General features: G+C 67.0%; 22 protein-coding genes, 1 tRNA gene and 2 pseudogenes. 10 read left to right on the forward strand and 15 right to left on the reverse strand.

The features are described 5' to 3' along the window. Positions 1-146 precede the first annotated feature (146 nt). The 4 genes and pseudogenes from secA (at position 147) to ACHMXE_RS17365 (ending at position 5,527) form a co-directional block, all read left to right on the forward strand. Positions 147-2,934 (forward strand): annotated as a pseudogene (gene secA, locus ACHMXE_RS17350) (preprotein translocase subunit SecA). 25 nt (positions 2,935-2,959) lie between these two features. After that, entirely contained in the window at positions 2,960-4,189 is a 1,230-nt protein-coding gene (gene argJ, locus ACHMXE_RS17355) for a bifunctional glutamate N-acetyltransferase/amino-acid acetyltransferase ArgJ (RefSeq protein WP_209541764.1), read from the forward strand. Positions 4,190-4,196: 7 nt separating this feature from the next. Beyond that, positions 4,197-5,072, forward strand: a complete 876-nt coding sequence (locus ACHMXE_RS17360; protein WP_203202665.1) for an ATP-binding protein — start codon at positions 4,197-4,199, stop codon at positions 5,070-5,072. Further along, positions 5,069-5,527, forward strand: a complete 459-nt coding sequence (locus ACHMXE_RS17365; protein ID WP_203202664.1) for an NUDIX domain-containing protein — start codon at positions 5,069-5,071, stop codon at positions 5,525-5,527. Before ACHMXE_RS17360 ends, ACHMXE_RS17365 begins: the two co-directional genes overlap by 4 nt. A gap of 55 nt (positions 5,528-5,582) precedes the next feature. Here ACHMXE_RS17365 and ACHMXE_RS17370 read toward each other — a convergent pair whose 3' ends face one another. The 10 genes from ACHMXE_RS17370 to ACHMXE_RS17415 all read right to left on the reverse strand — a co-directional run bounded on the left by ACHMXE_RS17370 (position 5,583) and on the right by ACHMXE_RS17415 (position 14,935). Further along, the gene (locus tag ACHMXE_RS17370) at positions 5,583-5,807 is read right to left on the reverse strand and encodes a DNA gyrase inhibitor YacG (protein WP_203202663.1); all 225 of its coding nucleotides are present in this window, start codon (positions 5,805-5,807) and stop codon (positions 5,583-5,585) included. Next, the gene (zapD, locus tag ACHMXE_RS17375) at positions 5,804-6,559 is read right to left on the reverse strand and encodes a cell division protein ZapD (RefSeq protein WP_209541761.1); all 756 of its coding nucleotides are present in this window, start codon (positions 6,557-6,559) and stop codon (positions 5,804-5,806) included. The genes ACHMXE_RS17370 and zapD overlap by 4 nt, the downstream gene beginning before the upstream one ends. Positions 6,560-6,593: 34 nt before the next feature. Next, positions 6,594-7,607, reverse strand: a complete 1,014-nt coding sequence (locus ACHMXE_RS17380; RefSeq protein WP_203202661.1) for a hypothetical protein — start codon at positions 7,605-7,607, stop codon at positions 6,594-6,596. 1 nt (position 7,608) lies between these two features. Continuing rightward, positions 7,609-9,099 (reverse strand): MBOAT family protein, encoded by a 1,491-nt coding sequence (locus ACHMXE_RS17385; protein ID WP_209541760.1) that lies wholly within the window; start codon positions 9,097-9,099, stop codon positions 7,609-7,611. A 74-nt stretch (positions 9,100-9,173) separates the two neighbouring features. Next, positions 9,174-9,782: a dephospho-CoA kinase gene (gene coaE / locus ACHMXE_RS17390; protein ID WP_209541759.1), complete on the reverse strand. Its 609-nt coding sequence runs from the start codon at positions 9,780-9,782 to the stop codon at positions 9,174-9,176. Positions 9,783-9,798: 16 nt separating this feature from the next. Further along, positions 9,799-10,764: a prepilin peptidase gene (locus ACHMXE_RS17395; protein WP_395350359.1), complete on the reverse strand. Its 966-nt coding sequence runs from the start codon at positions 10,762-10,764 to the stop codon at positions 9,799-9,801. Continuing rightward, on the reverse strand, positions 10,764-11,999 hold the full coding sequence (locus ACHMXE_RS17400; RefSeq protein ID WP_209541757.1) for a type II secretion system F family protein: 1,236 nt from the start codon (positions 11,997-11,999) through the stop codon (positions 10,764-10,766). The genes ACHMXE_RS17395 and ACHMXE_RS17400 overlap by 1 nt, the downstream gene beginning before the upstream one ends. A gap of 30 nt (positions 12,000-12,029) precedes the next feature. Next, a complete protein-coding gene (gene pilB, locus ACHMXE_RS17405) occupies positions 12,030-13,763 on the reverse strand; it encodes a type IV-A pilus assembly ATPase PilB (protein WP_203202656.1) in 1,734 nt (577 codons plus the stop codon). A gap of 121 nt (positions 13,764-13,884) precedes the next feature. After that, positions 13,885-13,961, reverse strand: a tRNA-Pro gene (locus ACHMXE_RS17410). Positions 13,962-14,005: 44 nt separating this feature from the next. Beyond that, on the reverse strand, positions 14,006-14,935 hold the full coding sequence (locus tag ACHMXE_RS17415) for a polyprenyl synthetase family protein (protein WP_395350360.1): 930 nt from the start codon (positions 14,933-14,935) through the stop codon (positions 14,006-14,008). A 247-nt stretch (positions 14,936-15,182) separates the two neighbouring features. Between ACHMXE_RS17415 and rplU the strand changes: the two genes are divergently transcribed. From rplU to proB, 4 genes and pseudogenes are all read left to right on the forward strand, one after another. Beyond that, positions 15,183-15,494: a 50S ribosomal protein L21 gene (rplU, locus tag ACHMXE_RS17420; protein ID WP_057592097.1), complete on the forward strand. Its 312-nt coding sequence runs from the start codon at positions 15,183-15,185 to the stop codon at positions 15,492-15,494. Positions 15,495-15,506: 12 nt separating this feature from the next. Beyond that, the gene (rpmA, locus tag ACHMXE_RS17425) at positions 15,507-15,767 is read left to right on the forward strand and encodes a 50S ribosomal protein L27 (protein ID WP_057592096.1); all 261 of its coding nucleotides are present in this window, start codon (positions 15,507-15,509) and stop codon (positions 15,765-15,767) included. Between the two features lie 71 nt (positions 15,768-15,838). After that, a complete protein-coding gene (cgtA, locus tag ACHMXE_RS17430; RefSeq protein ID WP_395350361.1) occupies positions 15,839-16,915 on the forward strand; it encodes an Obg family GTPase CgtA in 1,077 nt (358 codons plus the stop codon). Between the two features lie 78 nt (positions 16,916-16,993). Beyond that, positions 16,994-18,132 (forward strand): annotated as a pseudogene (proB, locus tag ACHMXE_RS17435) (glutamate 5-kinase). Positions 18,133-18,203: 71 nt separating this feature from the next. Here the strand turns inward: proB and ACHMXE_RS17440 are convergent. Together ACHMXE_RS17440 and ACHMXE_RS17445 are read right to left on the reverse strand one after the other, a co-directional pair. Continuing rightward, a complete protein-coding gene (locus tag ACHMXE_RS17440; RefSeq protein WP_395350362.1) occupies positions 18,204-18,824 on the reverse strand; it encodes a CNP1-like family protein in 621 nt (206 codons plus the stop codon). Further along, a complete protein-coding gene (locus tag ACHMXE_RS17445) occupies positions 18,745-19,422 on the reverse strand; it encodes an RNA pyrophosphohydrolase (protein ID WP_203206332.1) in 678 nt (225 codons plus the stop codon). Before ACHMXE_RS17445 ends, ACHMXE_RS17440 begins: the two co-directional genes overlap by 80 nt. Positions 19,423-19,559: 137 nt before the next feature. Between ACHMXE_RS17445 and ACHMXE_RS17450 the strand changes: the two genes are divergently transcribed. Beyond that, positions 19,560-21,305, forward strand: coding sequence for a proline--tRNA ligase (locus ACHMXE_RS17450; RefSeq protein WP_395350363.1), 1,746 nt, complete (start codon positions 19,560-19,562; stop codon positions 21,303-21,305). Then, positions 21,302-21,979: a lytic transglycosylase domain-containing protein gene (locus ACHMXE_RS17455; RefSeq protein ID WP_395350364.1), complete on the forward strand. Its 678-nt coding sequence runs from the start codon at positions 21,302-21,304 to the stop codon at positions 21,977-21,979. Before ACHMXE_RS17450 ends, ACHMXE_RS17455 begins: the two co-directional genes overlap by 4 nt. A 15-nt stretch (positions 21,980-21,994) precedes the next feature. On the opposite strand, the gene ACHMXE_RS17460 is transcribed toward ACHMXE_RS17455, so the two are convergent. The 3 genes from ACHMXE_RS17460 to grxD all read right to left on the reverse strand — a co-directional run bounded on the left by ACHMXE_RS17460 (position 21,995) and on the right by grxD (position 24,213). Beyond that, positions 21,995-23,278 (reverse strand): hemolysin family protein, encoded by a 1,284-nt coding sequence (locus tag ACHMXE_RS17460; RefSeq protein ID WP_395350365.1) that lies wholly within the window; start codon positions 23,276-23,278, stop codon positions 21,995-21,997. 79 nt (positions 23,279-23,357) lie between these two features. Beyond that, positions 23,358-23,795, reverse strand: a complete 438-nt coding sequence (locus ACHMXE_RS17465; RefSeq protein ID WP_395350366.1) for a cupin domain-containing protein — start codon at positions 23,793-23,795, stop codon at positions 23,358-23,360. A gap of 91 nt (positions 23,796-23,886) precedes the next feature. After that, complete coding sequence (gene grxD / locus ACHMXE_RS17470; protein ID WP_093341014.1) at positions 23,887-24,213, reverse strand: Grx4 family monothiol glutaredoxin; 327 nt, start codon at positions 24,211-24,213, stop codon at positions 23,887-23,889. Positions 24,214-24,229: the final 16 nt, after the last annotated feature.

Consider the following 24,229-nt stretch of genomic DNA (forward strand, 5'->3'; position numbering starts at 1 on the left):
TCCGATAACCCGACTACCGATAACCGGCACGGGCTTCCGACTTTCGAAGGCTTGCTTTTGAAAGAGGTGCGCCCAACTGCTCTCACCATATCTTAGGGAATCCGGTCGCAGTGCCTGTCGTGTCAGGTGCCCGCCCACCTCCACCCATGGCCACCAACTTCCTGACCCAGATCTTCGGCAGTCGCAACGACCGGCTACTCAAGCAGTACCGCAAGACGGTCGCGCGCATCAACGCGCTCGAACCCGAATTCGAAAAACTGAGCGACGACGCGCTGCGCGCCAAGACCCAGGAGTTCAAGGACCGCATCGCCAGGGGCGAGAGCCTCGACGACCTGCTGCCCGAAGCCTTCGCCACCGTGCGCGAGGGCTCGAAGCGCGTGATGAAGATGCGCCACTTCGACGTCCAGCTGCTCGGCGGCATGGCGCTGCACAACGGCAAGATCTCCGAAATGCGCACCGGCGAAGGCAAGACGCTGACCGCCACGCTGCCGGTGTACCTGAACGCGCTGTCCGGCAAGGGCGTGCACGTGGTGACGGTCAACGACTACCTGGCCAACCGCGACGCGACCTGGATGGGCCGGCTCTACAACTTCCTCGGGCTCACGGTCGGCATCAACCTGCCGCAGATGCCGCGCGAGGAGAAGCAGGCCGCCTACGGCAGCGACATCACCTACGGCACCAACAACGAGTACCGGCTTCGACTACCTGCGCGACAACATGGTCTACGAGCCCGGCGACCGGGTTCAGCGCAAGCTGAACTACGCGATCGTCGACGAGGTGGACTCGATCCTGATCGACGAGGCCCGCACGCCGCTGATCATCAGCGGCCAGGCCGAGGACCACACCGACCTGTACCTCGCCATCAACAAGGTGGTGCCGCTGCTCAAGAAGCAGGAAGGCGAAGCCGACCCGCGCACCGGCGAGGGCGTCACGGTGCCCGGCGACTTCACGGTCGACGAGAAGACGCACCAGGTGTTCCTGACCGAGGACGGCCACGAGAACGCCGAGCGCATCCTCGGCGAGTTCAAGCTGCTGCCCGAGGGCGCCTCGCTCTACGACCCGGCCAACATCACGCTGATGCACCACCTGAACGCGGCGCTGCGCGCCCGTCACCTCTACCACCGCGACCAGCACTACGTGGTGCAGCAGGGCGAGGTGGTGATCGTCGACGAGTTCACCGGCCGCCTGATGACCGGGCGCCGCTGGAGCGACGGCCTGCACCAGGCCGTGGAAGCCAAGGAAGGCGTGGAGATCCAGGCCGAGAACCAGACCCTGGCCTCGATCACCTTCCAGAACTACTTCCGCCTGTACGGCAAGCTCGCCGGCATGACCGGCACGGCCGACACCGAAGCCTACGAATTCCAGGAGATCTACGGCCTGGAAACCATGATCATCCCGCCGAACCGCGTGAGCAAGCGCGACGACCAGCTCGACCGCGTCTACAAGACCACGCGCGAGAAGTACGAGGCGGCGATCCAGGACATCCGCGAGTGCTACGAGCGCGGCCAGCCCGTGCTGGTGGGCACCTCCTCGATCGAGAACTCCGAGATCATCGACGGCCTGCTCACGCAGGCGGGCCTGCCGCACCAGGTGCTCAACGCCAAGCAGCATGCGCGCGAGGCCGACATCGTGGCGCAGGCCGGCCGCACCAAGATGATCACGATCGCGACCAACATGGCCGGCCGCGGTACCGACATCGTGCTGGGCGGCAACATCGAGAAGATGATCGAGGCGGTCGAGGCCGACGAAGGCCGCGACGAGGCCGCGAAGAAGGCCGACATCGAGCACATCCGCGCCGAGTGGAACAACGACCACGAGTTCGTGAAGTCGCTCGGCGGCCTGCGCATCATCGCCACCGAGCGCCACGAGTCGCGACGTATCGACAACCAGCTGCGCGGCCGTTCGGGCCGCCAGGGCGACCCGGGCTCCTCGCGCTTCTACCTGAGCCTGGACGATCCGCTGATGCGCATCTTCGCGGGCGACCGCGTGAAGGCGATCATGGACCGCCTGAAGATGCCCGACGGCGAGGCCATCGAGGCCGGCATCGTCACGCGCAGCATCGAGAGCGCGCAACGCAAGGTCGAGGCGCGCAACTTCGACATCCGCAAGCAGCTGCTCGAGTACGACGACGTGTCGAACGACCAGCGCAAGGTGATCTACCAGCAGCGCAACGACATCCTCGACGCCGGCGACCTCGGCGCCCAGATCGCGGCGCTGCGCGAAGGCTGCTTCATCGACCTGGTGCGCCAGTACGTGCCGGCCGAGTCGGTGGAAGAGCAGTGGAACATCCCGGCGCTCGAGCAGGCCCTGTTCAACGAGTGGGGCATCGACATGCCGCTCGCGAAGATCGTCGAGGGTTCCGAAGCCATCTCCGACGAGGACATCGTCGAGAAGGTGGTGCATGCCGCCAACGAGACCTTCGACGCCAAGGTCGCGCTGATCGGCGCCGAGAACTTCACGCAGTTCGAGCGCATGGTGCTGCTGCAGAGCATCGACACCCACTGGCGCGAACACCTGGCCTCGCTCGACTACCTGCGCCAGGGCATCCACCTGCGCGGCTATGCGCAGAAGCAGCCCAAGCAGGAATACAAGCGCGAAGCCTTCGAGCTGTTCGGCCAGCTGCTCGACTCGGTCAAGAACGAGGTCACGCGCCAGCTCATGACGGTGCGCGTGCAATCGAGCGAGCAGCTCGACGAGGCGGCCGAGGCGATGGAGAACCGCGGCGAGAACGTCTCGAACATCACCTATTCGGCACCCACCGAGACCGGCGAGGTCGAGGTGCGCGTCGACGAGGAAAGCCAGCGCCGCATCGCGGCCGCGGGCCTGGGCACGCTGAGCGCCGAGGCGGCCGCCTTCGCGCGCGTCGGCCGCAACGACCCGTGCCCCTGCGGCAGTGGCAAGAAATACAAACATTGCCACGGCAAACTCAGCTGACCCGCAACTCCGAAGAGATATCGCCATGCCCGTGAACCTGTCCGCTCCCGATCCCGCCGCCTTGTTCGCGGTCCCCGGCGTCCGCATCGGCGTGGCCGAAGCGGGCGTGCGCAAGGCCAACCGCAAGGACCTGACGGTCGTGCTGATCGACGAAGGCGCCGCGGTCGGCGGCGTGTTCACGCAGAACCGCTTCTGCGCCGCGCCGGTGCAGGTCTGCCGCGACCACCTCGCGGCCGGCCACGGCATCCGCGCGATGCTGATCAACACCGGCAATGCCAACGCCGGCACCGGCGAAGACGGCCTGGCGCGCACCCGCGCCACCTGCATCGCGCTGGCGCGCCAGCTCGACCTGGCGCCCGAGCAGATCCTGCCGTTCTCGACCGGCGTGATCATGGAGCCGCTGCCGATCGACCGCATCGAGGCCGGCCTGCCCGCCGCGCTGGCCGATGCCGCCGACGACCACTGGGCCCGTGCCGCCGAAGGCATCATGACCACCGACACCGTGCCCAAGGCCTTCAGCCGCCAGGTGCAGATCGGCGGCGCCACGGTCAGCGTCACCGGCATCAGCAAGGGCGCCGGCATGATCCGCCCGAACATGGCGACCATGCTGGGCTTCATGGCCACCGACGCGAAGATCGACCCGGCGCTGATCCAGCCGCTGGCCAAACAGCTGGCCGACGCTTCGTTCAACCGCGTGACCATCGACGGCGACACCTCGACCAACGACTCCTTCGTGGTCATCGCCACGCAGAAGGCCGCGCACGCGACCATCACCTCGCTCGATTCGGCCGAGGGCCAGGCGCTCGTGGCCGCGATGCAGGAGGTGGCGCGCCTGCTCGCGCAGGCCATCGTGCGCGACGGCGAGGGCGCGACCAAGTTCATCGCGGTGCAGATCGACGGCGGTCGCGACGCCGCCGAATGCCGCCAGGTCGCCTATGCGATCGCGCATTCGCCGCTGGTCAAGACCGCCTTCTACGCCAGCGACCCGAACCTCGGCCGCATCCTCGCGGCCGTGGGCTACGCGGGCATCGCCGACCTCGACCAGACCGGCATCGACCTGTTCCTCGACGACGTGCACGTGGCGGTGAAGGGCGGCCGCAACCCGGCCTACCGCGAGGAGGACGGCCAGCGCGTGATGAAGCAAAGCGAGATCACGGTGCGCGTGAACCTCGGCCGCGGCAACGCCAGCGAAACCGTCTGGACCTGCGACTTCAGCCACGACTACGTGTCGATCAACGCCGACTACAGATCCTGATTTTTCGATGAACGAGCAGTTCCAGAGACTGATCGAGCGCGCCGAGCAGCTCATCACCCGCATCGAGTCGATCCTGCCCCAGCCGCTGGCCGAACCGGCCGACTGGAACGCCTCCATCGCCTGGCGCTACCGCCGCCGCAGTTCGGGCCACGGCGTGCTCGAGCCGGTCCGGCACGTGGCGACGATGGCGCTCGATGCGCTGAAGGAAATCGACGTCCAGAAGGAAAAGATCGAGCGCAACACGCGCCAGTTCGTCGAGGGCAAGCCGGCCAACAACGTGCTGCTGACGGGCGCGCGCGGCACCGGCAAGTCCTCGCTGATCCGCGCCTGCCTGCAGGCCTACGCGCCGCAGGGCCTGCGCCTGATCGAGGTCGACAAGGCCGAGCTCACCGACCTGCCCGACATCGTCGAGGTGGTGTCGCAGCGGCCCGAGAAGTTCATCGTCTTCAGCGACGACCTGAGCTTCGACGAGGGCGAGCCGGGCTACAAGGCGCTCAAGTCGATCCTCGACGGCTCGATCGCCGCGGCCACGCCCAATGTGCTGATCTACGCGACCAGCAACCGGCGCCACCTGCTGCCCGAGTACATGAAGGACAACCTCAGCTACACCCACACCGAAGATGGCGAGGTCCATCCGGGCGAGGTGATCGAGGAGAAGATCTCGCTGTCGGAGCGCTTCGGCCTCTGGGTCAGCTTCTACCCGTTCAGCCAGAACGAGTACCTCACCATCGTGGCCCAGTGGCTCGCGTCGTTCGGTGTCGATGCCGCCGCGATCGAGGCCGCGCGGCCCGAGGCGCTGGTCTGGGCGCTCGAGCGCGGCTCGCGCAGCGGCCGCGTGGCCTACCAGTTCGCGCGCGACTACGCGGGGCGGGCCACTGCATGAGCACGGAGCCGGCCCAGCCGCGCAAGCACACCGAGGTCGCGGTCGGCGTGCTGATCCGCACGGCCGACGATGCGCTGCTGCTGTCGACCCGCCCGCCCGGCAAGCCCTACGCGGGCTACTGGGAGTTTCCGGGCGGCAAGATCGAGGCCGGCGAGACGGTCGAGGAGGCGCTGCGGCGCGAGCTGCAGGAAGAGCTCGGCATCACCATCGACGGCGCCACGGTCTGGAAAGTGACCGAGCACGACTACCCCCATGCGCTGGTGCGCCTGCACTGGTGCAAGGTCACGGCCTGGCACGGCGACTTCGAGATGCGCGAAGGCCAGCAGATGGCCTGGCAACACCTGCCGCTGGACGTGGCGCCCGTGCTGCCGGGCGCGCTGCCGGTGCTCGAATGGCTGGTGCAGGAGCGCGGGCTGCCCGCGTCGGCGGCGCAGGCCGTGTCGACCCTGGCCTGAAAAGAAATCGCAACGCCTGCGGCAGGCAGACCGCCCACGGATTTCCGCGGGCTTGCTACTGCTGCGCCTTGGGATCGCCGAAAGGCTCGTCGTCGGGCGGGGCTTCGGCCGGCATCCTGAACTCCTCGCTGGCCCAGGCGCCGAGGTCGATGCCCTTGCAGCGCGCGCTGCAGAAGGGGCGGTAGGGGTTGCGTTCCGAATAGACGCTGTCGCCGCCGCAGCTCGGGCAGCGGACGATGCGTTCGCCCTCGCGGGGCTCGATGCGCTCTTCGCCGGTCATGCGCACAGGGTGAGTTCGAAGGGGGTGTCGTCGCTGCTCTGGTGGAGGCGGTCGTCGCTCTCGTGGCGCATGAGCCGCACCGAGACCATGAGCCGGTTGCCGCTGATCTCGGGGATCAGGCCGAGCTTGGGATCGATGCGCAGGCGCAGCAGCTGGAAGCTGCGTCCCTGCGGCAGGTTCTGCTGGAACTGCCCGTTGGTGGCGATGACCTTGTAGGGCACGTCGGCGTCGCGCAGCAGCTTGAGCAGCAGGTAGATCGATTCGGCCAGCGGCGCCAGCGTGCCCGACCAGCGCTCGAGGTCGGCGCGGCGGCTCTGGGTGCTGCGATGCTGCCAGGCGTAGTAGGCGGGCAGGTCGAATTCGCAGGTGCCGCCCGGGATGCTCGCGCGGCTGCGAATGCTCATGAGCCACTCGTTCTCGGTCAGCGACTGGCCGGCCTTGCCCGCGATGCCGTTGAGCGTGTTGAAGTTGCGCTCGAGCTGCGCCACCACCTGGTCGAGCGCGGCTTCCGAGATGTTCGGATTGCCGCGATAGGCGTTGAAGGTGGACTTGTGCTTCTCGAGATCGCGCATGACGTCGGACTTGAGGTCCGCGCGCGCGGCCACATCCATGATCTCGAAGATGGTGACGAGCGCGAAGTGGTGGGACAGGGGCGACTCGGCAGGCACCAGCTCGCCAAGGCGGCGAAACAGGTGCTCGAGTCGCAGATAGGTCCGGATGCGCTCGTTGAAGGGGTACTCGTAGAGGATCACGCGGGCTCGGTCTCCTGACGAGGCGATGATAGCCTCATGGCGTGCGTGACGGGGGCTCGGGCACGATCTTGCGCACCTCGCCGAGCATCAGCTCGCCGAGCGCGAGCTGGCCGTGCATCGACAGATGGGTGTCGTTGGGGAAGTAGAAGTCGCGGACCTGGGTCTTCTTCTGCTGCGCGAAGGCGAACAGGTCGGGGCCGAGGCCCGAGGCCCTGAACGCCTCGACGAAGGCCTTCGAATGCGAGGGATCGATGTAGGTGGTGGTCTTGTTGGGGATCACCATCCAGAGCATCGGGAACGCCGTCTGCGACTTCGTGAAGGCCTGCATCGCGGCCACGTCCTCGGCCGGCAACTCGCCGTTCTCGTCGTCCTCGCCGAAGAACAGCGCCTTGTTGCACAGGCGGTGACTGAACATTTCGCAACCATTGACCACCGTGCGCGCCTTGGTGCGGTCGGTTGAAACGGTGTCGGCGGTGGTCGCCTTGGCCGCGCGCGTGTACTTGAGCGTGTCCAGGCCCGAGGTGAGCTTGGCGCCCCAGTTGAGCGCGAAGCCGGGCACGTGCTCGAGCGGCGGCGCGAAAGGCTCGGTGCGCGCGGCGAAGGGCCGCTTCATGGTCTCGCAGCTGCGCGTGTAGCGCATGCGCTCCTGCAGGATGCGCTCCACGCTCTCGACGATCACGAGCTTGCCCTTGAAGCCGGCACGCGCGAGCCAGGCATCGAAGTCGCCGCACAGGCGCTCGTCGAACTGCCCCCAGAAAGCCGTGGTGACCTTGTAGCCGCCCTTGACCAGCACCGACTGCCAGCGGTGCGTCATCGAGAAGCTGTCGCCGATGACGAGGATGTCGGCCTGGTCGAGCGGCACGGCACGCAGGTACTCGGGCGCGACCTTCGGCGGCTCCTGGGTCCAGCCGAACTCGCGGTCGGACATCAGGCCGATGCGGCTCAGGTCGCCATAGGGAATGGGCGTCGCGAGCGTGAGCACCAGCAGCGACGAGATGAGGAGGAATCCGGCCACGAAGATCCGCAGCCACAGTTTTGCGGGCGTCATGTCAGAACTGGAAATAGAGGAAGGGGCTGTAGGTGCCCAGTTTCGAGATGCAGATGCCGAGCAGCGTCACGGTGAAGAGCGCCATCGCGGCCGTGAACAGCTTGTTGAGCTGGGGCCGGCCGGCGAGCGCGGCGGCCTGCGGCACCCAGCGCTGCAGCGTGATGGTGGGCGGCAGCGCGAGGCAGATGATGATCGCCACCAGCATGGTCTGGAAGAACTCGGGCTTGCGGTAGGGCACCGCGAGGAATTCGCGGAAGGCGGTGTCGGGCGCGCCGTGCAGGCCCAGCATGCCGCGATAGATGTCCATGGCGGCGTGCAGGCTCTCGGCGCGGAACATCACCCAGGCGATCATCACGCACAGGAAGGTCAGGAACCAGCCGAAGACGCGGCCGGCGATGCCCGACGGGCCCTTGCGGAAGGTGGTGGTCCAGACGTGGTTGATCATCAGGAAGATGCCATGCAGCGCGCCCCAGATCACGAAGGTCCAGGCCGCGCCGTGCCACAGGCCGCCGAGCACCATCGTGAGGAACAGGTTCACGTGGCGGCGCTTCGGGCCCTTGCGGTTGCCGCCCAGCGGGATGTAGAGGTAGTCGCGCAGGAAGGTCGACAGCGAGATGTGCCAGCGGCGCCAGAACTCGATGATGCTGGTCGACTTGTAGGGCGAGTTGAAGTTCAGCGGCAGCTGCACGCCCAGGCACAGCGACAGGCCGACCGCCATGTCGGAGTAGCCCGAGAAGTCGAAGTAGATCTGCAGCGTGTAGGCGAGCACGCCGAACCACGCCGTGTAGAGCGTGGGCTCGATGCCGTTGTGCACGCCGTTGAAGACCAGGTCGGCGTACTGGCCCATCGGGTCGGCGATCAGCAGCTTCTTGGCCAGGCCGAAGGTGAAGATGGCCAGCCCGAGCGCGATCTTGTTGGGGTCGGCGCGGTAGGTCGCCGGGTTGGCGAACTGCGGCATCATCTGCGCGTGGTGCAGCACCGGGCCCGCGATCAGATGCGGGAAGTAGGTGACGAACAGCACGTAGTGGATGAAGCTGCGCTCGTGCACCTTGCCCTGCCAGCAGTCGACCAGGAAGGCGATCTGCGTGAAGGTGTAGAACGAGATGCCGATCGGCAGCACGATGTGCAGCAGCGGGATCGGCGCGAGGCCCGCGGCGCTCAGGCCGTCGTTGACGTTCGAGACGAAGAAGTTCGCGTACTTGAAGACCGCCAGCACCACGAGGTTGACCGTGAGCGCCGTGATCAGCAGGGTCTTGCGCCGGCGGTCGTCGCGCCCCGGTGCCGGCGTCAGGCGCAGTCCGAACCAGTAGTTGACGCAGATCGAGGCCAGCAGCAGCGGCAGGGCCTGCACGCTCCACCAGCCATAGAAGAACAGCGAGGCCAGCGCAAGAAACCCGGCCGCGGCCCGGATGTTGCGTTTGCCGATCAGGAAGAACCCGAGCAGCACCAGCGGGAAATAGACAAAGATGAAGGGATACGAGTTGAACAGCATCTCGAAAGGAGGCGCTGCAGCGAGCGCCTTTTTGTCGTAATCGTGGTGCAGCCGCCGCTGCGGCTAACCGGCGATTATCGCGTGCCGGCCGAGGCCCACCGTTTCCAGAGACCCCGCACCTGCGCGGCGAGTTCCTCCAGGCTCAGGCTTTCGTTGTCGATGACCGCGTCGGCCGCGGCCCGGCGCAGCGCCCGCGGGGCCTGCTGCGCGATCACCGCGCGCACCGCTTCGGGCGTCCAGCCCGAGCGCGCGACGACGCGCCGCAGCTGGGTGGCTTCGGTGGCGTCGACCACCAGCACGCGTTCGACGAGCGCGCGCCAGCGTCCCGATTCGACCAGCAGCGGGACATCGAAGACGACGGTGGCATCGGGACCGGCGTCGGCCGCCTCGCGCCGGGTCTCGGCGCCGATCAGGGGATGCAGGATGCCTTCGAGCGCGCGCTTGGCCTCGGCGTCCTGGAACACGATCTCGCGCATGCGGGCGCGGTCGAGGCCGCCGTCCGGCCGCAGCACCGCGGCGCCGAAGCGCGCCTCGAGCGCCGGCATCGCGATGCCGCCGGGTTCGGCGATGCGGCGCGCGATGGCATCGGTGTCGACCAGCACGGCGCCCTCGGCGACCAGCAGGCCCGCGACGGTGCTCTTGCCGCTGCCGATGCCGCCGGTGAGGCCGATGCGCCGGATCATGAGAGGGGCTTGGCCTTCAGTGCAGCCAGGGGCCGAGCGGGAAGGCGAAGGGCGCCCATTGCTTGACGACGGCGGGGCCGATGACGAGGCAGACCAGGCCCGCGCCCGCGAGGAAGGGGCCGAAGGCGATCGGGATGTCCTTGTGGGCCAGCTTGCCGGCCACGCGCATGCCCAGGCCCAGCACGGCGCCCACGAGCGACGAGACCAGGATGATCGCGATCAGGTAGTCGGCACCGAGCCATGCGCCCAGTGCCGCCAGCAGCTTGAAGTCGCCGTAGCCCATGCCTTCCTTGCCCGTGACGAGTCGGTAGCCATGGTAGACCAGCCAAAGGCTGAGGTAGCCGAACACCGCGCCCCAGACCGAGAGCTGCAGCGTGGTACCGGTCCAGCCCGCGGCCGCGCCGATCAGGCCGAGCCACAGCAGCAGGTAGTTGAGCGAGTCGGGCAGGAACTGGGTGTCGAAGTCGATCAGGAACTGGCAGACCAGCAGTGCGGCGAAGGCGGCCCAGAGCGCGCCCGTCGGCGTGAGGCCGAAGCGGTGGCCGCACAGCGCGAACAGCGCGGCGGTGGCCAGCTCGACCAGCGGATAGCGCGGGCCGATGCGGGTCTTGCAGGCGCCGCAGCGGCCGCGCAGCGCGAGATAGCTCAGCACCGGGATGTTCTCGTACCAGCGGATCACGTGGCCGCAGCTGCCGCAGCGCGAGCCGGGCCGCATGAGGTCGAAGCGCGGCAGCTTCTCGAGCTCGATCGCGGCCTTGTCGGCCGCGGCCTCGAGACCGGCCGGCGGCTGCGCCTTCGGGCCGAAGACCAGCGACCAGAGCGAAGGCATGTCCTTCGAGCTCATGAGGTTCGCGACCGCGTCGTTGAGCCAGTCGCGATACATCATCACCGGCGTGCGGTAGATCACCACGTTGAGGAAGCTGCCGATCAACAGACCGAGGACGCCGGCCAGCGCGGCGTCGAATCCCTGCGACACCGGCATCAGACGACCTGGCCGAGCTTGAAGATGGGCAGGTACATCGAGACCACGATGCCGCCGATGATCACGCCGAGGAAGACGATGATGATCGGCTCCATCAGGCTCGAGAGGCCGGCGACCATGTCGTCGACCTCGGACTCGTAGAAGTCGGCCGCCTTGCCGAGCATGTGGTCGATGGAGCCCGATTCCTCGCCGATCGCGGTCATCTGGATCACCATCGAAGGGAACAGGTTGACGTTCATCATCGCGTTCGTGAGGCTGGTGCCGGTCGACACCTCCTGCTGGATCTTGGCCGTGGCGTCGCCGTACACGGTGTTGCCCGAGGCGCCACCGACCGAGTCGAGCGCCTCGACCAGCGGCACGCCCGCGGCGAACATGGTGGCCAGCGTGCGCGTCCAGCGCGCCACGCAGGACTTCTCGATCAGCGCGCCGAAGATCGGTATCCGCAGCAGCAGGCGGTCCATGACGCGCTGCACGCGCTCGTTGCGCTTCCAGGCCTGGAAGAAGAAGTAGAGGCCGCCACCGATCACGCCGAAGATCAGCCACCAGTAGGCCACGAAGAACTCGCTGACCGCCATCACGAACAGCGTGGGGGCAGGCAGGTCGGCGCCGAAGGAGGTGAACACCTGCTTGAAGGCCGGGATCACGAAGATCATGATGATCGCCACCACCACGAAGGCCACCACGACCACCGAGGTCGGGTACATCAGCGCCGACTTGATCTTCGACTTGATCGCCTCGGTCTTCTCCATGTAGGTCGCCAGGCGGTCGAGCAGTTCTTCGAGGATACCGGCCGCTTCGCCGGCCTCGACCAGGTTGCAGTAGAGGTTGTCGAAGTACTTCGGGAACTTGCGGAAGGCCGACGACAGCGAGGTGCCGGTCTCGACGTCGCTGCGGATGTCGTTGAGCAGCTTGGCGACGCTGGGGTTGGCGTTGCCGCGGCCCACGATGTCGAAGGACTGCAGAAGCGGCACGCCGGCCTTCATCATGGTGGCGAGCTGGCGCGTGAAGATCGCGATGTCCTTGGGCTTGATGCTCTTGCCCGAGCGCGTGCGGCGCTTCTTGATCTTGCTGGCGAGCACGCCCTGGCGCCGCAACGCGGCCTGCACCTGGTTCTCGCCGGCGGCACGCAGCTCACCGCGCACCAGCTTGCCGTTGCGATCCTTGCCTTCCCACTCGAAGACGAATTCCTTGACGTCGCGCCGTTGCCGGTTTGCCGTCGATGCTGCTGTGGCCATTCGGTTCGATCTCCGCTTCCGATGTGTTCGTTATAGGTTGGTGACCGCCACCACTTCCTCGAGCGAGGTGAGGCCCTGCATCACTTTGCGCAGGCCCGACTTGCGCAGCGAGCGCACGCCTTCGGCTTCCGACTGCTGCGCGATGTCGAGCGCGCTGCCGTCGCGCAGGATGATCTCCTGGATCGCCTCGGAGATCGGCATCACCTGGTAGATGCCGACCCGGCCCTTGTAGCCGCCGGTGCAGGCCGCGCAGCCCACGGGCCGGTAGGGCTTCCAGCTGCCGTCGACCTCGTGCTCCTTGAAGCCGGCCTCGATCAGCGCCTCGCGCGGGATGTCCGCGGGCGTGCGGCAGGTCATGCACAGCCGCCGCGCGAGCCGTTGGGCGGTGATCAGGATCACGCTCGATGCGATGTTGAAGGGCGCGATGCCCATGTTGCGCATCCGCGTGAGGGTGGTGGGGGCGTCGTTGGTGTGCAGCGTCGACAGCACCAGGTGGCCGGTCTGGGCGGCCTTGATCGAGATGTCGGCGGTTTCGAGGTCGCGGATTTCGCCGACCATGATGATGTCGGGATCCTGCCGCAGGAAGGCCCGCAGCGCGGCCGCGAAGGTCAGGCCGGCCTTCTCGTTCACATTGACCTGGTTGACGCCCGGCAGGTTGATTTCCGACGGGTCCTCGGCGGTCGCGATGTTCACGCCCGGCTGGTTCAGCAGGTTGAGGCAGGTGTAGAGCGACACCGTCTTGCCCGAGCCGGTCGGCCCGGTCACGAGCACCATGCCGTAGGGGCGGCTGATGGCGTGCAGCAGGCGTTCCTTCTCGTCGGCGTCGTAGCCCAGCGCATCGATGCCCATGCGCGCGCTGCTGGGGTCGAGAATCCGGACCACGATCTTCTCGCCGAACAGCGTGGGCAGCGTGCTCACGCGGAAGTCGATCACCCGGTCGGGGCCGATCTTGAGCTTCATGCGCCCGTCCTGGGGCACGCGCTTCTCGGAGATGTCGAGCCGCGAGATGACCTTGATGCGCGACGCCAGCTTGTCCTTGATCACCGTGGGCGGGCTCGCCACCTCGCGCAGTTCGCCGTCGACCCGGAAGCGCACGCGGTAGTGGTGCTCGTAGGGCTCGAAGTGGATGTCCGACGCGCGCATGCTGACCGCGTCGAGCAGCATCTTGTGCAGGAAGCGCACGACAGGCGCGTCCTCGACCTCGGCGATGGCCTGCTCATTGGCGTCGCCCGCGGTGTCGGCGCTGACGTCGTCGAACTCGAACTCCGTGCCGACGATGCTGTTGATGGTTTCGGCCGCGCTCGCGGCGGCGGCCTCGACCATGCGCGAGAGCTTGTCGTACTCGGCGATGACCCAGTCCACGCCCATCTGGGAGGCGAACTTGATCTTCTCGGCGGCCTGCTGGTCGGACGGATCGGCCGTGGCGACGATCAGGCGGTTGTTGCGCTTGCTGAGGACGACGATGCGGTAGGCCTGGCAGAGCTTGGGATCGAGCAGGTCCTTCGGCAGGCGCTGGTGGTCGATGGCGTCGAGGTCGAGCAGCGGGGCGCCGAACGCATTCGACAGCGTGTGGGCGAGGTCGGAGGCCGAGACGGCGCCGGTGCCCGTGAGCTCGGCGATGAAGCTCGAGCGGCTGCTCAGCGACTTCTGATAAAGATCCTCCGCCGTCTTCACCGGCAGCTTGCCCGCCGAAACCAGCGCGCGTGCCAGCCCTGGCAAGGCGACTTGCGGGTTTTCTTTAACGGGAAGTTCGGCTGCAGCCATCAGCGAATGCAAGAGATGTGAGAAATTGCTTCACGATCATCGCTGAACACTCCTGTGCTGTAAATCGCTGTACAGCAACAGAAAATGGCATTTTGATGGTTTATGCCAGTCTCGAAAAGACTGGTCGGGGTGAGAGGATTCGAACCTCCGGCCTCTACGTCCCGAACGTAGCGCTCTACCAGGCTAAGCTACACCCCGATGGTGCGAAAAGTCAGTCGTCCTTGGCCAACTCGTGAGAGGTGTCAGGCACGCCGCTCAAGCAGCTGAGCCGCTAATTGTAGCAAACCTGAAGCGTGCGAATTGGCCGCGAAGCCGTCGAGTGCAGAAATAGCACGCTGAGCCTCCGCCGCGGCGGCCGCGCGCGATGCATCGAGGGCTCCGGTTTCGCGCACGATCTCGACGATCTTGCCCAGCTGGGCGGTGTCGCCCGCCTCGATGGCGGCGCGCACCAGTGCGCTTTGTTCCGCGGTGCCGCGCTGCATCGCGAAGATCAGCGGCAGCGTGGTCTTGCCTTCACGCAGGTCGTCGCCGAGGTTCTTGCCGGTCTCGCTGGCGTCGCCCGCATAGTCGAGCACGTCGTCGATCACCTGGAAGGCCGTGCCGAGCGCCTGTCCATAAGTGGCGCAGGCTTCCTCGACCTCGGGCGTCACGCCTGCCAGCACCGCGGCCAGGCGCGTGCTGGCTTCGAACAGCTTGGCGGTCTTGGAGCGGATGACGCGCAGGTAGGCCGACTCGTCGAGCGAGGCGTCGTGCATGTTCATCAACTGCAGCACCTCGCCTTCTGCGATCACGTTGGTCGCCTCGGCCAGGATCTGCATCACGCGCATGTTGTTGGCATCCAACATCATCTGGAAGGCGCGCGAATAGAGGAAGTCGCCGACCAGCACGCTGGCCGGATTGCCGAAGGATTCGTTGGCGGTCGGCCGGCCGCGGCGCAGCGTCGACTCGTCGACCACGTCGTCGTGCAGCAGGGTCGCGGTGTGGATGAACTCCACCACGGCCGCGAGATTGAAGCGCTGTTCGCCGGTGTAGCCGAGCGCGCCGGCCATCAGCAGCAGCAGGGCCGGCCGCAGGCGCTTGCCGCCCGCGGAGATGATGTACTTCGAGACCTGGCTGACCAGCGGCACCCCGGTGTCGAGGCGGTTGGAGATCACGCGGTCGACTTCGACCATGTCACCGGCGATCAGGCCGAGGACTGCGGCGGTGGGGAGGTGTCGGCGGCGGGAACTGACAAAGCGTGGGCGCTGGGCGCTGCTGAATACAGAAGATGGCGCGGACGCCGGAAGGCGCCGATTATAGGGAGCGGGAAGCGGCCACCAGCCTCGGCCGGGTGCCCGGGCATGTGAGCATGCGCAAACCGTGCTATAGTCTTGGGCTCTGCGGAATTCGCCGCGGAGACTCCATCCTCAAGAGGTTCACATGTACGCGGTCATAAAAACCGGTGGCAAGCAGTATCGCGTTGCTTCCGGCGAGAAAATCAAAGTAGAACAGATTGCTGCGGACGTTGGCCAGGAAATCGTGATCGACCAGGTTCTGGCCGTCGGAAACGGCGCTGAAATCAAGGTTGGCACGCCCCTGGTGTCCGGTGCAACGGTGACGGTCACGGTGCTGTCGCACGGCAAGCACGACAAGGTTCGCATCTTCAAGATGCGCCGTCGCAAGCACTATCAGAAACGTCAAGGCCATCGCCAGCAGTTCACCGAGCTGCAAATCGGCGCGATCGCCGGTTAAGGAGCAGACTCCATGGCACAGAAAAAAGGCGGCGGCTCCACGCGAAACGGGCGCGATTCCAAGCCCAAGATGCTCGGCGTGAAGGCCTTCGGCGGCCAACTGATCAGCGCCGGCTCGATCATCGTGCGCCAGCGCGGTACCCAGTTCCACCCCGGCGTGAACGTCGGCGTGGGCAAGGACCACACGCTGTTCGCCCTCGTCGACGGCCACGTGTCGTTCGGCTTCAAGGGTGCGCTCAACAAGCACATGGTCAATGTGACGCCGGCGGCCTGAGCCTCCAGCCACTTCGACTGTCTCGGAGCCCCGCTTTGCCGGGGCTTCTTCATTTGTAAACTGGACATCCCATGAAGTTCGTCGACGAAGCCTTCATCGACATCGCCGCCGGCGATGGCGGCAACGGCTGCGTGTCGTTCCGCCATGAGAAGTACAAGGAATTCGGCGGTCCCAACGGGGGCGACGGCGGGCGCGGCGGCCATGTGTTCGCCGTGGCCGACTCGAACCTCAACACGCTGGTGGATTTCCGCTACTCGCGCCGGCACGAAGCCAAGCGCGGCGAGCACGGCATGGGCTCCGACATGTTCGGCGCCGCGGGCGACGACATCACGCTGAAGATGCCGGTCGGCACGATCATCACCGATGCCGAAACCGGCGAGGTGCTCTACGAACTGCTTACGCCCGGCGAGGTCATCACCATCGCCAAGGGCGGCGACGGCGGCTTCGGCAACCTGCGCTTCAAGAGCGCCATCAACCGCGCGCCGCGCCAGAAGACGCCCGGCTGGCCCGGCGAGCGCAAGAGCCTCAAGCTAGAGCTCAAGGTGCTGGCCGACGTGGGCCTGCTGGGCATGCCGAACGCCGGCAAGTCGACCCTGATCAGCGCGATCTCGAACGCACGTCCGCGCATCGCCGACTATCCGTTCACCACGCTGCATCCCAACCTCGGCGTCGTGCGCGTCGGTCCCGAACAGAGCTTCGTGGTCGCCGACCTGCCCGGCCTGATCGAAGGTGCCTCCGAGGGCGCCGGTCTCGGCCACCTGTTCCTGCGCCACCTGCAGCGCACCCGGCTGCTGCTGCACGTGGTCGACCTCGCGCCTTTCGACGAAGGCGTCGACCCGGTCGCGCAGGCCAAGGCGATCGTCGGCGAACTCAAGAAGTACGACGCACAGCTCTACGAGAAGCCGCGCTGGCTGGTGCTCAACAAGCTGGACATGATTCCCGAGGAAGAGCGCGCCGCGCGCGCGAAGGACTTCGTGAAGCGCTTGCGCTTCAAGGGCCCGGTGTTCGAGATTTCCGCGCTCACGCGCGAAGGTTGCGAACCGCTCGTGCACGCGATCTATCGCCAGGTGAAGGCCCAGCAGGTCGCCGAGCAGCCGCTGGCCGAGATCGATCCGCGCTTCGTCGAACTGCCGCCCGAAAAGCCTTGAGCGGGCCTTCGGTCCGGTCCTGCAATGCTATTGATTGAATAGCATAATCGTCAGTCTTCACGCCAGCCACAGCCTTCCATGACCTCGAATACCGGATCCACAGCCCTGCGGGACGCCCGCCGCATCGTCGTCAAGGTGGGCTCGAGCCTCGTGACGAACGAGGGCCGCGGCCTCGACGAGGGCGCCATCGGCGAGTGGTGCCGGCAGCTGGCCGCGCTGGTGCGCGACGGGCGCGAGGTGGTGATGGTCTCGAGCGGCGCCATCGCCGAAGGCATGAAGCGCCTCGGCTGGAAGACCCGGCCGCACGAGGTGCACGAGCTCCAGGCCGCCGCGGCCGTCGGCCAGATGGGCCTGGCCCAGATGTACGAGACCAAGCTGCGCGAGAACCGCATCGGCAGCGCGCAGGTGCTGCTCACGCACGCCGATCTCGCCGACCGCGAGCGCTACCTCAATGCCCGTTCGACGCTGGTGACGCTGCTGCGCCTGGGCGTGGTGCCGGTCATCAACGAGAACGACACCGTGGTCAACGACGAGATCAAGTTCGGCGACAACGACACGCTCGGCGCGCTGGTCGCGAACCTCGTCGAGGCCGATGCGCTGGTGATCCTCACCGACCAGCGCGGCCTCTATCGGCCGATCCGCGCAAGGACCCCGACGCGAAGTTCATCCACGAGGCCGCCGCGGGCGACCCGGCGCTCGAGGCCATGGCCGGCGGCGCGGGCTCGAGCATCGGCAAGGGCGGGATGATCACCAAGATCCTCGCGGCCAAGCGCGCGGCCGGTTCGGGCGCTTCCACCGTGATCGCCTGGGGCCGCGAGAACGACGCGCTGCTGCGCCTGTCGCAGGGCGAGGCGATCGGCACGCTGCTGGTGGCGCAGACCGCGAAGCACCAGGCGCGCAAGCGCTGGATGGCCGACCATCTGCAGCTGCGTGGCGCCGTGATCGTCGATGCCGGCGCGGCCGCCAAGGTGCGCGCCGAGGGCAAGAGCCTGCTGCCGATCGGCATGACGAGCGTGTCGGGCGAGTTCTCGCGCGGCGACGTGATCGCGGTGCGCGACGCCGAGGGCATCGAACTGGCGCGCGGGCTCGCCAACTACTCGAGCGTCGAGGCGCGGCTGTTGTGCCGCAAGCCCTCGGCCGAGTTCGAGCGGCTGCTGGGCTACGCGGCCGAGCCGGAGATGGTGCACCGGGACAACATGGTGCTGATGCCAAGCTGAGGCTGGCCTCGGTCCAACGCCAAAGAAAAAGGCCCCGATCGGGGCCTTTTCTCATCGTGCCGGCGTGCCGCTCACTGCACTTCGCGCACCGGATTGCGGATGTACTGGACGATCTCGCTGGCCGTCGAGCGCGGTGCGCTGTCGCGGCACAGGCCCTGGGTCGCGATGGCCCAGGTGTAGCGCGAGTTGAGGTCGGTGATGCGCTTCCACTCGGGCGCCTTGGCCAGCTCCCAGGCATTGCCGCTGTAGCGCGCGTAGCTCTTCATCTCGCCGGTCTTGCAGCGCACGCCGTCGTAGAAGGCGTTGACCGTGCCACCCGACTTGCTGCTCGCCACCACCACGTAGCGCACGACGCCGTCGGGCGTGATCGTGATGGTCTTCGGATCGATGCCGAACTTCAGCGTCATGTAGGGCGGCATCTCGATCGGCACCAGGCGGTTCTGATCGAAGGCCGGCGGCGGCGGCGCGGCCGATTCCTGCCATTCGCCATCCGACTGCGTCGTCTTGGGCGGCGGCGGCATGCCGCCCTGTGCCCAGTCAGGGTTGTCGGTGTTGTGCTGGCCCGAGCCGCAGGCCGCCAGCAGCAGGGCGCCGGCGAGAACGAGTGCCGCTCTAGCGCGGCGTGGGAGGTTGCGCAGCGGATGCGGACGGGAAGACGGGGCCGTCGGAAGTGTCGGTCGCAGGTTTGGCATTGGGATCCGGGTCGAAGCTCGCGCCCGGAGGCAGTTCGAAGTTGGCGTCGTGGCCGCCCGCGGAAGGATGGCGCTCGAACTCTCGGGCGCGCACATTGCTGCGCAGGAAGCGATTGCGGAAATCCTGCCGTGGCAGGTAGCGAGCAAGCTCGGTGAGCGCCATCTCGTAGACGCCCCGTTTGAATTCGACGACGACGTCGAGCGGCACCCAGTAGTCGTGCCAGCGCCAGGCGTCGAATTCGGGATGATCCGTGGCACGCAGGTTCAGATCCCAGTCGTGGCCGACCAGTTGCAGCAGATACCAGATTTGTTTCTGGCCCTTGTAGTGACCTCGTGCGTCTCGTCGGATGAACCGATCCGGCACCTCGTAGCGCAACCAGTCGCGGGTACGGGCCACGATACGCACGTGCTCCGGATGGAGACCCACTTCCTCATGCAATTCCCGGAACATGGCTTGCTCGGGACTTTCGCCGCGGTCGATGCCGCCTTGCGGAAACTGCCAGGAATGCGTGCGGATGCGTTTGCCCCAAAAAACCTGGTTTTTCTGGTTGAGCAGGATGATGCCGACGTTGGGCCTGAAGCCGTCCCGGTCGAGCATAATCAAACCCCAATTTTTGAACTGAGTCGATTATGCATGCCGGGTTGCACTCGGCAAGCGACCGGTTCCGGACTCTCAGGGTCTCTACGGGGGCCGTCGTCCGTCTCGTTTCACTCCGAACCAGCACCGCATTTCCGATGAAAGCATCCCGTTTCTTCGTCTCCACCCTCAAGGAAGCGCCGGCCGATGCCGAGGTGGCGAGCCACCGGCTCATGATGCGCGCGGGCATGATCAAGAAGGTCGGCACCGGCATCTACACGTACATGCCCATGGGCCTGCGCGTGATCCGCAAGGTCGAGGCGATCGTGCGCGAGGAGATGAACCGCGCCGGCGCGGTCGAGATGACGATGCCGGTGGTGCAGCCCGCCGAGCTCTGGCAGGAGTCGGGCCGCTTCGACAAGATGGGCCCCGAGCTGCTGCGCATCAAGGACCGCCATGACCGAGACTTCGTGGTGCAGCCCACCAGCGAAGAGGTGGTGACCGACATCGCGCGCCAGGAGATCCGCAGCTACAAGCAGCTGCCGAAGAACTTCTATCAGATCCAGACCAAGTTCCGCGACGAGCGCCGTCCGCGCTTCGGCCTGATGCGCGGGCGCGAGTTCATCATGAAGGACGCCTACAGCTTCGACCGCGACCTCGACGCGGCCAAGGCCAGCTACCAGGCGATGGCGCAGGCCTACCGCAATATCTTCGACCGCTTCGGCCTGCGCTACCGCGCCGTGGCGGCCGACAGCGGCGCCATCGGCGGCGACCTCAGCGAGGAATTCCAGGTCATCGCCGCCACCGGCGAGGACGCGATCGTCTACTGCCCCGACAGCGACTACGCGGCCAACATGGAAAAGGCCGAGGCGCTGGCTCCGGCCGGCCCGCGTCCCGCCGCCGCCAACGCGCTCGAGAAGACGCCCACGCCCGGCAAGAGCACCTGCGAGGACGTCGCCGTGCTGCTCGGCGTGCCGCTCGCCACCACCGTGAAGTCGCTGGTGCTGGCCACCGACATCGTCGACGAGGCCGGCAACATCAAGGGCTCGCAGGTCTGGCTGCTGCTGCTGCGCGGCGACCACGAGATGAACGAGATCAAGGTCGGCAAGCTGCCCGGCCTCGACAAGGGTTTCCGCTTCGCGACCCTGGCCGAGATCGACGCGCACTTCGGCTGCAAGCCGGGCTACCTCGGCCCGCTGAACCTCAAGAAGCCGGTGAAGCTGGTGGCCGACCGCGAAGTCGCGCTGATGGCCGACTGGATCACGGGCGCCAACGAGGTCGACTTCCACATGACCGGCGTCAACTGGGGCCGTGACCTGCCCGAGCCCGAGCTGGTGGCCGACCTGCGCAACGTGGTCGCGGGCGATGCCTCGCCCGACGGCAAGGGCGTGCTGGCGATCGAGCGCGGCATCGAGGTGGGCCACGTCTTCGTGCTGGGCACCAAGTACAGCAAGTCGATGAACGCCACCTTCCTCGACGAGGCCGGCAAGCCGCAGTTCCTCGAGATGGGTTGCTACGGCATCGGCGTCACGCGCCTGCCGGCTGCCGCCATCGAACAGAACCACGACGAGCGCGGGATCATCTGGCCCGACGCGATCGCGCCGTTCACCGTGGTGGTGTGCCCGATCGGCATGGACCGCAGCGCCGAGGTCAAGACCGCGGCCGAGGCGCTCTACGAGGAGCTGCTCGCCAAGGGCGTCGACGTGCTGCTCGACGACCGCGGCGAGCGCCCGGGCGCGATGTTCGCCGACTGGGAACTGATCGGCGTGCCGCACCGCGTGGTGATCTCCGACCGCGGCCTCAAGGAAGGCCAGCTCGAATACCAGCATCGCCGCGACACCGCCGCGACCAAGGTGCCGGCCGCCGGCATCGCGGACTTCATCGCCGGCAAGCTCGCCGCATGAGCCTGCCGGGCGGCTTCTCGCGACGCCGCTGTCTGAGCGCCGCGGCGGGCGCCCTCGCGGCGCTGTCGCTGCCGCGCCCCGCACTGGCCGGCGCGCAGATCGAGGAGCCGCTGATCGACTCGGTGCGCACCGCGCTGAGCTCGGCCATCCACAACAAGGCACCGCCGGTGCCGCAGTTCGCGAACACCGAGGCCCGGCTGACCTACCTGCGCTGGCTCGGCGAGATGAGCGAACGGCTCAAGAAGAAGATCGCCGACGCGCCCTCGCGCATCGAATTCCTGCAGACCGTCTGGTACGAGGCCAAGCGCTCGGGGCTCGACGTGAGCCTGGTGCTCGGGCTGATCCAGGTCGAGAGCAATTTCCGCAAGTTCGCCGTGTCGAGCGCGGGCGCGCGCGGCTACATGCAGGTCATGCCGTTCTGGACCCGCGTGATCGGCGACAGCGATCCGGCCAAGCTGTTCCACATGCAGACCAACCTGCGCTTCGGCTGCGTGATCCTGCGCCACTACCTCGACCGCGAGAGCGGCGACCTGTTCCTGACGCTGGGCCGCTACAACGGCAGCCGCGGCAAGGCGCCGTATCCGAACGCGGTGTTCTCGAACCAGCGGCTGTGGGCCTGGGCCGACCGCGAGATCGAGCGCAAGGAACAGGACAAGGCCCGTTCCGCGGCCTGACCCGGGTACGGGCGATCAGGTCTTGGTGACCATCACCTGGTCGATGTGGTAGCTGTCGACGTCCATCACCTCGAAGGTATAGCCCGCCCAGCTCACGCTGTCGGTGCGCTTGGGCACGCGGCGCAGCATCACCATCAGGAAACCCGCGAGCGTCTCGTACTCGTCGGCATGCGGCAGCTCGTCGATCTGCAGCGCACGCTGCACGTCCTGGATCGGCGTGATGCCGTCGATCAGCCAGGAGTTCTCGTCGCGGCGCACGATCTGCTCCTCGTCGGGCATGGACACCAGGTCGCCCATCACCGTGCTCATCACGTCGTTGAGCGTGATCACGCCCACCACCAGGCTGTACTCGTTGACGATGATCGCGAAGTCTTCATGCGCCTGCTGGAACTGCTCGAGCACTTCGGTCAGCGACAGCCGGTCGGGAATCACCAGCGCCTTGTGCAGCGGCAGCCCCTGGTCGAAGGCCAGCGGCTGGCCGCTGAGCACGCGCTGGAACATGTCCTTGGCATCGACATAGCCCAGCACGTGGTCGATGTCGCCGTCGCACACCGGATAGGCCGAGAAGGGCTCGGCCACGATGCGCGCGCGCAGCACCGACTCGGGGTCGTCGTGCAGGAACCAGGCGATGCTGTCGCGCGCGGTCATCACGCTGCTCACGAGCCGCGTCTCGAGCTCGAACACGTTGGCGATCACCTGCTGCTCGCGCACCGCGAGCACGCCGGCGCGCGCGCCGGCCTCGGTCATCGCGAGGATGTCGGCCGAGGTGATCTTGTCGTCGCGCGCGATCGGCATGCCCAGCAGCTTGAACAGCAGGTCGGTGCAGGCGGTGAACAACCACACCAGCGGCTTGAAGGTGGTGATCAGCAGCTGCATCGGCTTGGCGATGCGCACCGCGAGGCGCTCGGGGTCGTTCATGCCCAGCCGCTTCGGGAACAGGTCGGCGAACACCAGGAACACCGCGATGATGGTCACGAAGGAGCACAGGAAGCCCGCGCTCTGCGCGCCCTCGGGGCCGAGCCAGCCGGCGAACAGGCGCGCGAAGTAGGGGCTCAGCGCGCCTTCGCCGACCACGCCGCCGAGGATCGCGACCGCGTTGAGGCCGATCTGCACCACGGTGAAGTAGTAGCCCGGCTGCTCCTGGATGCGCAGCACGAGGTCGGCGCGCGCGTCGCCGTCGTCGGCCATCTGGCGCAGGCGCAGCCGGCGCGAGGCGGCCAGCGCGATCTCGGCGAGGGAGAAGAAGGCGCTCAGCGCGATCAGGAGCGCGATGACGAGCAGGCTTTGGGTCAGGGTCATGGTGTTCACCAGCAGACCCCGATGGTGCCATGGCGCAGCGGGCGCCCGCCACGGGCGCGGCCCGCGGACGAAAGGGTGCTCAGACCCCGCCGTGCGGGTGGGTCGGGTCGACCCACAGCACCGACTCGGGCTTCTCGACCGGTTCGATGTCGAGGTTCACCGCGACGGCCTCGCCGTCGCTGCGGCACAGCACGCACTCGAGCGTCTCGGTCGGGCTGGCGTTGATTTCCTGGTGCGGCACGTAGGGCGGCACGTAGATGAAGTCGCCCGGTCCGGCCTCGGCCGTGAACTCGAGCTGCTCGCCCCAGCGCATGCGGGCGCGGCCACGCACGACATAGATCACCGATTCGAGGTGGCCGTGGTGGTGGGCGCCGGTCTTGGCGTCGGCATGGATGGTGACCGTGCCGGCCCAGAGCTTCTGCGCGCCGACGCGCGCGAAATTGATCGCCGCGGCCCGGTTCATGCCGGGCGTCTGGGCGGTGTTGGCGTCGAGCTGGTTGGCCGCGATCACCCGCACGCCGTCGTGCTTCCACGCCGGGGCCGCAGCCTCGTCGTGCGGATGCCCGTGGTCGTGATGATCGTGGCCGTGGCTGATCGCCGGGCCCGGATCAGGCAGCGTCGCCGGCCAGCACCTTCTGCAGTTCGCCCGATTCGTACATCTCCATCATGATGTCCGAGCCGCCGACGAATTCGCCTTTGACGTAGAGCTGGGGGATGGTGGGCCAGTTGCTGTAGTCCTTGATGCCCTGGCGGATGCCGTCGTCCTCGAGGACGTTGACGGTCTTGAGCGACTTGGTGTCGACGCCCACGGCCTTGAGGATCTGGATCGCGCGGCCCGAGAAGCCGCACATGGGGAAGCTGGCGTTGCCCTTCATGAAGAGCACGAGTTCGTTGGATTTGACGAGGTCGTCGATGCGTTGCTGGGCGTCGGACATGGGGGCTCCTGAAAAG

Source organism: Variovorax sp. UC122_21 (assembly GCF_044056785.1).
Taxonomy (GTDB): domain Bacteria; phylum Pseudomonadota; class Gammaproteobacteria; order Burkholderiales; family Burkholderiaceae_C; genus Variovorax.

Bases quoted from the DNA above. Each gene is read 5' to 3' on its own strand.
- argJ (WP_209541764.1), top strand. From the start codon at position 2,960: ATGCCCGTGAACCTGTCCGCTCCCGATCCCGCCGCCTTGTTCGCGGTC.
- ACHMXE_RS17360 (WP_203202665.1), top strand. From the start codon at position 4,197: ATGAACGAGCAGTTCCAGAGACTGATCGAGCGCGCCGAGCAGCTCATC.
- ACHMXE_RS17365 (WP_203202664.1), top strand. From the start codon at position 5,069: ATGAGCACGGAGCCGGCCCAGCCGCGCAAGCACACCGAGGTCGCGGTC.
- ACHMXE_RS17370 (WP_203202663.1), bottom strand. From the start codon at position 5,807: ATGACCGGCGAAGAGCGCATCGAGCCCCGCGAGGGCGAACGCATCGTC.
- ACHMXE_RS17380 (WP_203202661.1), bottom strand. From the start codon at position 7,607: ATGACGCCCGCAAAACTGTGGCTGCGGATCTTCGTGGCCGGATTCCTC.
- ACHMXE_RS17385 (WP_209541760.1), bottom strand. From the start codon at position 9,099: ATGCTGTTCAACTCGTATCCCTTCATCTTTGTCTATTTCCCGCTGGTG.
- coaE (WP_209541759.1), bottom strand. From the start codon at position 9,782: ATGATCCGGCGCATCGGCCTCACCGGCGGCATCGGCAGCGGCAAGAGC.
- ACHMXE_RS17395 (WP_395350359.1), bottom strand. From the start codon at position 10,764: ATGCCGGTGTCGCAGGGATTCGACGCCGCGCTGGCCGGCGTCCTCGGT.
- ACHMXE_RS17400 (WP_209541757.1), bottom strand. From the start codon at position 11,999: ATGGCCACAGCAGCATCGACGGCAAACCGGCAACGGCGCGACGTCAAG.
- pilB (WP_203202656.1), bottom strand. From the start codon at position 13,763: ATGGCTGCAGCCGAACTTCCCGTTAAAGAAAACCCGCAAGTCGCCTTG.
- ACHMXE_RS17415 (WP_395350360.1), bottom strand. From the start codon at position 14,935: ATGGTCGAAGTCGACCGCGTGATCTCCAACCGCCTCGACACCGGGGTG.
- rplU (WP_057592097.1), top strand. From the start codon at position 15,183: ATGTACGCGGTCATAAAAACCGGTGGCAAGCAGTATCGCGTTGCTTCC.
- rpmA (WP_057592096.1), top strand. From the start codon at position 15,507: ATGGCACAGAAAAAAGGCGGCGGCTCCACGCGAAACGGGCGCGATTCC.
- cgtA (WP_395350361.1), top strand. From the start codon at position 15,839: ATGAAGTTCGTCGACGAAGCCTTCATCGACATCGCCGCCGGCGATGGC.
- ACHMXE_RS17440 (WP_395350362.1), bottom strand. From the start codon at position 18,824: ATGCCAAACCTGCGACCGACACTTCCGACGGCCCCGTCTTCCCGTCCG.
- ACHMXE_RS17445 (WP_203206332.1), bottom strand. From the start codon at position 19,422: ATGCTCGACCGGGACGGCTTCAGGCCCAACGTCGGCATCATCCTGCTC.
- ACHMXE_RS17450 (WP_395350363.1), top strand. From the start codon at position 19,560: ATGAAAGCATCCCGTTTCTTCGTCTCCACCCTCAAGGAAGCGCCGGCC.
- ACHMXE_RS17455 (WP_395350364.1), top strand. From the start codon at position 21,302: ATGAGCCTGCCGGGCGGCTTCTCGCGACGCCGCTGTCTGAGCGCCGCG.
- ACHMXE_RS17460 (WP_395350365.1), bottom strand. From the start codon at position 23,278: ATGACCCTGACCCAAAGCCTGCTCGTCATCGCGCTCCTGATCGCGCTG.
- grxD (WP_093341014.1), bottom strand. From the start codon at position 24,213: ATGTCCGACGCCCAGCAACGCATCGACGACCTCGTCAAATCCAACGAA.